We start from the raw sequence: 8,736 nt of genomic DNA, 5'->3' as shown, positions 1-8,736 counted from the left end.
AAATTGGAGCAAACTTTTCTTTTTGTTCTTGGGATAAACTATTCCATCTTTCTAATTTTATCCAGGAAGCATCTGGAGATTTTTTTGCCCCTGTAGAAAGAGTAAATCCTGTACTAGAACTAAAAGCTAAACCCCTGCCATCTTCATCTGACCAATTCATTAACTGTTGAATAATTCTGCCATCTCGATTTCCTGTTTCAGAACCAGTGGGAGACATAATTAATAATTCTCCAAATTTATTAGTTTCTATCTGTAAATCTCGGTTAATTTGACAGAATTCAAAAAACTGTTCATCTGTCATTTGTAAATCTGGAGGCATTTGCAAAATAATCTGGTCATCAAGCATAATTTATTTCCCTCTCATTTACCAAACTTTCTGCCGATACACTATTCCATCTGTCTAATTTTATCCAAGAAGCATCAGGAGATTTTTTTGCCCCTGTAGAAAGAGTAAATCCGGTACTAGAACTAAAAGCGATACCTGTACCATCTTGTTCTGACCATATTCCTAATTGCACACATAGATTAAATTCTCTATTTTCTGTTTCAGAACCAGTGGGAGACATAATTAATAATTCTCCAGATTGATTAGTTTCTATCTGTAAATCTCGGTTAATTTGACAGAATTAAAAAAAATGTTCATCTGTTATATTCCAGTCTGAAGGTATTTTTAAAACCATTGGGTTTTCCAGCATAAATTACCCTCCTATTTACCAAATGTTCTGCATATTTAAAATCAACCCAGGTAATATTGGTTCTCCACTTACAATCTCAGGACTTTCTAAACATTCGGTAGGCAAATTCGGTTAATTTAGCAGAATTCAAAAAAATGTTCATCTGTTATATTTCAGTCTGAAGGTATTTTTAAAACCATTGGGTTTTCCAGCATAACTTGCCCTCTCATTTACCAAACTTTCTGCATATTTAAAACAAATCCTGGCAAGACTGTTTCCCCACTCACACTCTCAGGATTTTCTAAACATTCGGTAGGCATTCCTGGGCGATAAATATAAACTTTTCTCTCTTTCCTATCAATTAACCAACCTAATTTTACCCCTGGTTCTTCCATATATTCTGCCATTTTTGCTTGGAGAGTTTTCAGATTATCTGAAGGTGACATTAACTCCACCACAAAATCTGGGCAAATCGGAGCAAACTTTTCTTTTTCTTCTTGGGATAAACTATTCCATCTTTCTAATTTTATCCAGGAAACATCGGGGGATTTTTTCGCTCCTGTGGAAAGAGTAAATCCCGTACTGGAATCAAAAGCAATACCCGTACCTTCTTTTTCTGCCCAAAAATATAATTTTGCTGCTATACCAAGGTTACGATTTCCTGTTTCAGAACCAGTAGGAGACATAATTAATAACTCTCCAAATTTATTAGTTTCTATCCGTAAATCTCGATTAATTTGACAGAATTCAAAAAACTGTTCATCTGTCATTTGTAAATTTGGAGGCATTTGTAAAATAATCTGATCATCAAGCATAATTTTTCCCTCCTAAAAATAATTAAGGATTAAGAATCCTGGTTAAAATCTTAATCCTCAATTAAATTATAAAGTAAGCACTTCCTGCGGACTACTGCGCAAACAGCTATTAGCGCTTCAGTGGTCAGCAATAAAAATCAAATAGGCTATTATTGTCAGTATTCAGCTCTTAGTGTTTTAATGAATAAAGCAAGCATTCGTTTAACTTCTATTACATTTTTAATCAGATAATGAACCACAAGAAGGATAAGTTTTAGTTCAATTCATACAATTCTATGGCGGGAAATGTAGATGTTTCTCAAGAGTTGATACCTGACTGCTGAATGCTGAATGCTTACATGATAACTTTACTTATTTGGTTGAGGGGTCATCCGCAAATATGGCTTAACTTCTGTGTAACCTTTGGGGAATTTTTGTTTTAATTCTTCAGGGTCTTTTAAAGAAGGAACAATTACACAATCATCACCATCTTTCCAGTTTACAGGAGTAGCAACTTGATAATTATCTGTTAGTTGCAAAGAATCAATTACTCTGAGAATTTCCTCAAAATTACGACCTGTACTAGCGGGATAAGTAATAGAAAGACGGAGTTTCTTTTCGGGGTCGATAATAAAAACAGTACGAATTGTCAGATTATTTAAAGAATTAGGATGAATCATATCGTACAAATCAGAAACCTTTTTATCCACATCTGCCAGAATAGGATAATTAACAGTTGTACTTTGGGTTTCATTAATATCTCCAATCCAACCCTTATGAGATTCTGCATCATCGACACTTAGGGCTAAAACCTTAGCACCTCTTTTGTCAAATTCTGGTTTGAGTTTGGCAACTGTACCTAGCTCTGTTGTGCAAACTGGCGTGTAATCAGCAGGATGGGAAAATAGCACTACCCAGCTATCTCCAGCCCACTCATAAAAGTTGATTTCCCCTTCAGAAGAATTTTGGGTAAAGTTGGGTACCGTGTCACCTAATCTAAGGGCCATAGCTTAACTTCCTATATTGTTTATAGTGAACAATTCTCTATGTTTTCATCCTATAATCATTTAAGCTTTTAACTTTATATAATCTTAAAAATTAGATTAAATTTAAAGTTATGTCATATGTTATGAATTAGTAACCATTGTGATGAATTATTAACCATGTTTCAATTTATTTATTTTGTAATTCATGCCATACAACCATTTTTGGTTCCTCTGTGTTTTGTCTTTGCTTGGGGATTGATAATTTTAACGTTCTGGAGTATAATCGGTGCCCTACTTGATTCAGTGCGTAGAGCGAAACAGATGCACGAAATTCCCTGTGCTAATTGTCTATTTTTTACTGGAGATTATCATCTCAAATGTCCTGTACAACCTAAAGTTGCTCTTTCAGAAAAAGCAATTAATTGTATTGACTATAGACCTAAATCTGTGAGTTGGTACGACCGGATTAATTCCTATTGAAGAAGTAAGAAGTAAGAAGTAAGAAGGGGTAAATATTGAAAGAAAGGGAAAAACGATAGAGATAACTATCTCAAATCAATTATAACTGCTATTTTTAAGCATATCTAATCGAGATGCACTTTTTATAGCATTCTTTTTTGAAACTGATATTAGGCAATAGTTAGAAATAGTTTTGATGCTTGCTGCTTTTTGATTTGAGGTGTATAAACTTAATTTCAAAAAAAATCAACAGCCTATTCCTGCCCAATATCCACTAATACTTTTAATATTCCCTTCTTCTGAGCATGAGCAAAAGCATCAATTCCTGCTTCTAGAGGATAATGAGCTTGGATTAATGGCTTGACATTAACCTTCTGTTGTGATATTAGTTCCAATGCTGGTTTAAAAGGTCCGCAACGAGAACCAACTAAAGTAATTTCATCCACCACCAACGATGAAATATCCAAACTCAGATTCCCAGCATAAGTACTTTTGAGGACCAAAATACCACAAGGGCGAAGAGCACGACGAGCGATCGCAAATCCTTCTGGGTTGCCAGTACATTCCACTGCCACATCAAAAGCTCCTGTAGTAACAGCATCAGCAAACCCAGTTTTAATTCCCCGCTCCTCTAAATTTGCCAGTTTTTCCCGATGACGACCAATAACCAATAACTGACAATCAGTCAAAGCTAAAGTTTGTGCCACCAATTGTCCGAGTTTACCATCCCCCACTACTAAAACTTTATCTACTGGACAAATTTGTATCTGTTGCTGAATTTCTAGTGCTGCTGCTACTGGTTCGGTAAATGTAGCTTCATCCGTTGAGACATTTTCAGGTACCGGATGGAGATTTTTTGTTGGCAAAGTGAGATATTCGGCAAAAGCTCCATTGCGGTTAACTATTCCCAAGACTGTCCGATTTTCACAGTGGGTCGGTTGGTTGCTTAAGCAAAAGCGACAATGACCACAAGCGGCATTAATTTCTCCTACCACTCGTCGATTGAGTAAATTTTCGGGCCCTTGTTCGACCACACCGACAAATTCATGGCCTAAGATTCCTTTGTAAGGGTAGTAACCTCTGAGAAGTTCCAGGTCTGTATTGCAGATACCGGCACGCAAGACGCGGACAAGTGCTTCTCCTGCTGGGGGTTCGGGTGTAGGGAGGTCGCTGCGGAGTTGGAGTTGTTGATTTTCTAGCCAGATTCCTTTCATTATTTCTATTTTTTGAGTAGGTTTAGTTAATTTGATTTTAGGCCATAAAAAAGTAGGTGGGATAAATCTAGTGTTATTCCTGCCAGTCGTAAATTTTGTGATATTTGCTTACTTTTGGTTAACCTAAATTTTTTTGTGCCTTCTTAACTTAAGAGTTAATACCAATTTGATCAATGTTTGCTACAAATAGTGGCTTTGTTGCATGAAAGTTGCGATTCGCTCCGCGATCCGTTCCAGAATCGCAAAATCACCCCTGTAGAGGAATAAATGAGAATAGTACTTTGTCACTTTCTGGCTGACAACTTTGAATCATACCGTTGACCATAGCACATTGTGTGAATAATTCCACTGGCTGACTATCAAATTTTCGTCGTCGCAACTTGCCTCCAAACATCACTTTCAGCCTCAACATTGTGGTCTGGGATCAGGAGCGTCCGTGGTAGCCACTTTCACCCTTCCATTTCTTTCGCTCACAGATGCGAATGGGTCTGAGGTTCTCATCCCTAGGATAGGGCCGGACTTTACCAAATAATTAAGGTTTAAAGCCTCTCCTTTAGATTTGATTAATAAATCGGCTGGGAAATATTTAAAAGATTAAACTACTCTCCAGTATTTTATAATTCCTGACTTCTAAGTAGAACATGGTAAATTTTGGGCGCTATGTATCAAATTGTAAATTAGCTCAAAAGTTTATATTGATTGCCTTTAGGGTTTTTTTTTGATTAAAAATGCAACGTCTTTTTTTTAGTTTGCTCTACTTAAAACAAGCTATAAATTTCTCAAAAAAAATAATGATTAACAAAATACTTAGGCGTCGTTATCAAATTATATCAGAGTTACATAAAGGTGGTTTTGGAAGGACTTATTTAGCACTTGATTTAGACCTTCCTAATTGTCCTCAATGTGTGGTTAAACAACTAACTCCTTCAGATCCGCGTCCACAAGTTTTTCAAATTGCTAAAAATTTATTTGATAAGGAAGCAAAAATATTACATCGTCTGGGAAAACACGAGCAAATTCCTCAGTTATTTGCCTACTTTGAAGAAGATGGGCAATTTTATTTGGTTCAAGAATTTATTGAGGGATATGACTTAACAAAAGAGATTTATTCTTGGAATAAATTTTTAAGGAGTAGATTGAGAGAATATCAGACTGTTCAATTATTAACTGAAATTTTGTCAGTTTTAAAATATGTGCATAAGCAAAATGTAATTCATCGTGACTTGAAACCTCAGAATATTATGCGGAGAAAATCTGACGGGAAAATTGTCTTAATAGATTTTGGGTCGGTGAAAGAAATTAAAGGATTAACTGTTACTAATACAGGCCATACAACTACAACAATAGTAGTAGGAACTGCTGGATATATGCCTATGGAACAAGCAGCAGGTCAACCTAAGTTTTGTAGTGATATTTATGCTGTGGGAATCATGGCTATTGAAGCATTAACTGGAGTTAATGTAAATCTACTTCCTAAAGATATCTCAACTGGTAAAATTATCTGGAAAAATCGAGTTAATGTAAGTGATGATTTAGGTCGGGTTCTGGATAAAATGATGTTGTATGATTGGAGAAATCGTTATCAAACTATTGATGAAGTTATAGGCGAATTAAAGAATATTGTTAAACCCAGACTTTCTAAAAAACGTTTGGGAGTTGCTTTTGGTATTGCTGCTTTGGGTATTGTTGCTTTGGGTGGTTTTGCTTCTGTTATTCTTCCTTCTATCTTGTCAAAAGGAGTCATAGAAGCGGGAGAAGGGAAAGATGTGGAGGCAATGTACAATCGTTTGGATGCTTTGACAGAAGCACGACAATGGCGCAAGGCAGATCGACAAAATTGGCAATTAATGAACCAAATTGGCGATCGAGATGGGGATTATTCTTATATATCTGAAGAAGAGGCCAAGCAATTTTCTTGCCCAGATTTGCAGCGAATTAATCAAATTTGGACACAAAGATCGAATGGCAGATTTGGCTACACTGCCCAACTTCAGGTAATTCAAGAAAATGGGGATACCATGGAAGTTTTTCGAGAGAATGTTCGAGCTTGGCGACGGTTCGCGATCGCCGTAGGATGGAAAACAGGAACAGATAAGGATGACAATGGCTACCTCTTGGATAAAGACCTTAAGTTTACAATGGATGCTCCAAAAGGACATCTCAGTACCGACGATGAAAATTTTGACTTAATTCTAATTCGAGCTTCCCAGTGTGAATTATGATCTAAAGAGATTTGAATATGCATAAGTTTAATCCTCCCAAGAACTAATATTAGTTGAGTTTTGCTAAATTTTTGTTTTTTTTATTTATGAACAGTATATTACGAGTTAAACTGCTAAAGCTGATATTCCTTAGTTTCATAGTCTTTATTGTCATTTCTTGTGCTGAAAATTCTCCTATTAATGGTGACGCTATTTCAGAGCGTATTACATTTGGAGAGAAATCCTTAGCAAATCCAGAGGAAGTTAGACCTGAAAGAGAAAGAGGAATTAATTCAATTGCCAATAAGAATTATGATCGTGCATTTAGAACCTTAACTAATTACTTGGAATCAACACCCAATGATCCAGAAGCACGAATTTTTCTGAATAACCTAGAAGTTGAAAAAAGTAAAAAACCTTACCACGTTATTGCTGTATCTATGCCAATTAGTAGTAATTTGAATGCTTCTCTGGAAGTTTTGCGTGGAGTTGCTCATGCTCAGTATGATTGGAATTTTTCTAGATCCGGTGGTGAAGGAATGCTGAAAATAGCAATTGCTGATGATGATGATAATGACTTTAATAATGGTACGAAAATTGTGGAAGAAGTTGCCACAGAGTTATCCAAGAGACAGGAAATTCTAGGAGTAGTTGGTCATTACTCAAGTGACACTTCCCTAGCAACAGCCAATATTTACAAAGATTACCAACTTGTATCGATATCTCTTAGTACCTCTGTTGAGCTAACAAATTACAGTCCTTATTTTTTTCGCACCGTACCTAACGATCAAGCAGCTGCAAAAGCTTTAGCAAAATATGCTCAGACTGAGTTAAACTCAGTAAAAGCAGTGGTATTTTATAACTCAGATAGCAAGTACAGCAAATCGCTAAGTCAAGAATTTATCTCTGAGATAGGGAGAAGGAATATTATTCTGAGAGAACACCCAGATTGCGATCTATCTACATGGTCAAAAAATCCTGAAGATTGGCGTGAGACAGCAACTCAAGTTCTCAATAGGGCAAAAGATTCAGCAAATGTGTTGATGCTAGCTCCCACTACAGGTTATTTAGATCGAGATCTGGAAATACTTCATGTTAATCAAGGGAATTTACCAGTATTAGGTGGGGATGAGGTTTACTCTGCAAAGACTCTTGAGAAAGGTCGAGATAGTGCTGTCAAAATGATTGTAGCTATAGCATGGGATATTGAAGTAAATGAAGCAGGTTCAGATTTTCCAGAACGCTCTCGAAAACTTTGGGGAACTTCAAGTGTGAATTGGCGAACAATTACTGCGTATGATGCAGTTCAAGCTCTGGGAAAGGCAATTGAAAAACAAACTCAACCAACTCGTGAAGGTGTTCGGGAGGAGTTATCATCAAACTTTTCTACACCTGGAGCATTGAGAGCAGTGAAATTTTTAGATTCTGGTGACTATGATGGTGATATTCAATTAGTGGAAGTTGTGAAGATTGGCGATGGGTATGACTTTGTACCTCTTAAGCGTTAACGAAGCAACATTTTAGGTGTGTCGGTCCAGTAGGTTGGGTTAAGCGATCGCACAACCCAACAATTATACACCCTATTGTATGCATTTGTTGTCAGCTTTAAAATATTTAAAAGATTAAACTACTCTAACTATTTTCTAATTCCTAACTCCTAAAAACAAGCTATAAATTTCTCAAAAAAAATAATGATTAACAAAATACTTAGGCGTCGTTATCAAATTATATCAGAGTTACATAAAGGTGGTTTTGGAAGGACTTATTTAGCACTTGATTTAGACCTTCCTAATTGTCCTCAATGTGTGGTTAAACAACTAACTCCTTCAGATCCGCGTCCACAAGTTTTTCAAATTGCTAAAAATTTATTTGATAAGGAAGCAAAAATATTACATCGTCTGGGAAAACACGAGCAAATTCCTCAGTTATTTGCCTACTTTGAAGAAGATGGGCAATTTTATTTGGTTCAAGAATTTATTGAGGGATATGACTTAACAAAAGAGATTTATTCTTGGAATAAATTTTTAAGGAGTAGATTGAGAGAATATCAGACTGTTCAATTATTAACTGAAATTTTGTCAGTTTTAAAATATGTGCATAAGCAAAATGTAATTCATCGTGACTTGAAACCTCAGAATATTATGCGGAGAAAATCTGACGGGAAAATTGTCTTAATAGATTTTGGGTCGGTGAAAGAAATTAAAGGATTAACTGTTACTAATACAGGCCATACAACTACAACAATAGTAGTAGGAACTGCTGGATATATGCCTATGGAACAAGCAGCAGGTCAACCTAAGTTTTGTAGTGATATTTATGCTGTGGGAATCATGGCTATTGAAGCATTAACTGGAGTTAATGTAAATCTACTTCCTAAAGATATCTCAACTGGTAAAATTATCTGGAAA

At 35.9% G+C, this 8,736-nt stretch carries 10 protein-coding genes; 4 read left to right on the top strand and 6 right to left on the bottom strand.

All coding sequences use genetic code 11. The features are described 5' to 3' along the window. The 4 genes from F6K18_RS29795 to F6K18_RS29780 all read right to left on the bottom strand — a co-directional run. Positions 1 to 346, bottom strand: a 346-nt coding sequence (locus F6K18_RS29795) for a Uma2 family endonuclease (RefSeq protein ID WP_287526283.1), incomplete at its 3' end; no start/stop codon positions are given. Continuing rightward, on the bottom strand, positions 339 to 617 hold the full coding sequence (locus tag F6K18_RS29790; RefSeq protein WP_353735214.1) for a Uma2 family endonuclease: 279 nt from the start codon (positions 615 to 617) through the stop codon (positions 339 to 341). The genes F6K18_RS29790 and F6K18_RS29795, both read right to left, overlap by 8 nt. 287 nt (positions 618 to 904) lie before the next feature. Beyond that, a complete protein-coding gene (locus F6K18_RS29785) occupies positions 905 to 1,489 on the bottom strand; it encodes a Uma2 family endonuclease (protein WP_287526281.1) in 585 nt (194 codons plus the stop codon). Between the two features lie 347 nt (positions 1,490 to 1,836). Next, entirely contained in the window at positions 1,837 to 2,475 is a 639-nt protein-coding gene (locus F6K18_RS29780; RefSeq protein WP_287526280.1) for a peroxiredoxin, read from the bottom strand. A 156-nt stretch (positions 2,476 to 2,631) separates the two neighbouring features. Between F6K18_RS29780 and F6K18_RS29775 the strand changes: the two genes are divergently transcribed. After that, the gene (locus F6K18_RS29775; protein WP_287275076.1) at positions 2,632 to 2,934 is read left to right on the top strand and encodes a hypothetical protein; all 303 of its coding nucleotides are present in this window, start codon (positions 2,632 to 2,634) and stop codon (positions 2,932 to 2,934) included. A gap of 233 nt (positions 2,935 to 3,167) precedes the next feature. Here the strand turns inward: F6K18_RS29775 and F6K18_RS29770 are convergent, their stop codons facing one another. Together F6K18_RS29770 and F6K18_RS29765 are read right to left on the bottom strand one after the other, a co-directional pair. Beyond that, complete coding sequence (locus F6K18_RS29770) at positions 3,168 to 4,127, bottom strand: alcohol dehydrogenase catalytic domain-containing protein (RefSeq protein WP_287526278.1); 960 nt, start codon at positions 4,125 to 4,127, stop codon at positions 3,168 to 3,170. A gap of 247 nt (positions 4,128 to 4,374) precedes the next feature. Further along, positions 4,375 to 4,539, bottom strand: a complete 165-nt coding sequence (locus F6K18_RS29765; RefSeq protein ID WP_287526277.1) for a hypothetical protein — start codon at positions 4,537 to 4,539, stop codon at positions 4,375 to 4,377. 379 nt (positions 4,540 to 4,918) lie between these two features. Between F6K18_RS29765 and F6K18_RS29760 the strand changes: the two genes are divergently transcribed. From F6K18_RS29760 to F6K18_RS29750, 3 genes are all read left to right on the top strand, one after another. Next, a complete protein-coding gene (locus tag F6K18_RS29760) occupies positions 4,919 to 6,349 on the top strand; it encodes a serine/threonine-protein kinase (protein WP_287526276.1) in 1,431 nt (476 codons plus the stop codon). Between the two features lie 86 nt (positions 6,350 to 6,435). Next, on the top strand, positions 6,436 to 7,836 hold the full coding sequence (locus F6K18_RS29755; protein WP_287526274.1) for an ABC transporter substrate-binding protein: 1,401 nt from the start codon (positions 6,436 to 6,438) through the stop codon (positions 7,834 to 7,836). Positions 7,837 to 8,019: 183 nt separating this feature from the next. Then, positions 8,020 to 8,736: serine/threonine-protein kinase (locus tag F6K18_RS29750; RefSeq protein ID WP_287526273.1), on the top strand; the 717-nt coding region annotated here is incomplete at its 3' end.

It is taken from the genome of Okeania sp. SIO2C2 (assembly GCF_010692625.1).
Taxonomy (GTDB): domain Bacteria; phylum Cyanobacteriota; class Cyanobacteriia; order Cyanobacteriales; family Microcoleaceae; genus Okeania; species Okeania hirsuta.
The sequence above is the reverse complement of the archived record's forward strand: the minus strand, read 5'-3'. Positions and strand labels throughout refer to the sequence as shown.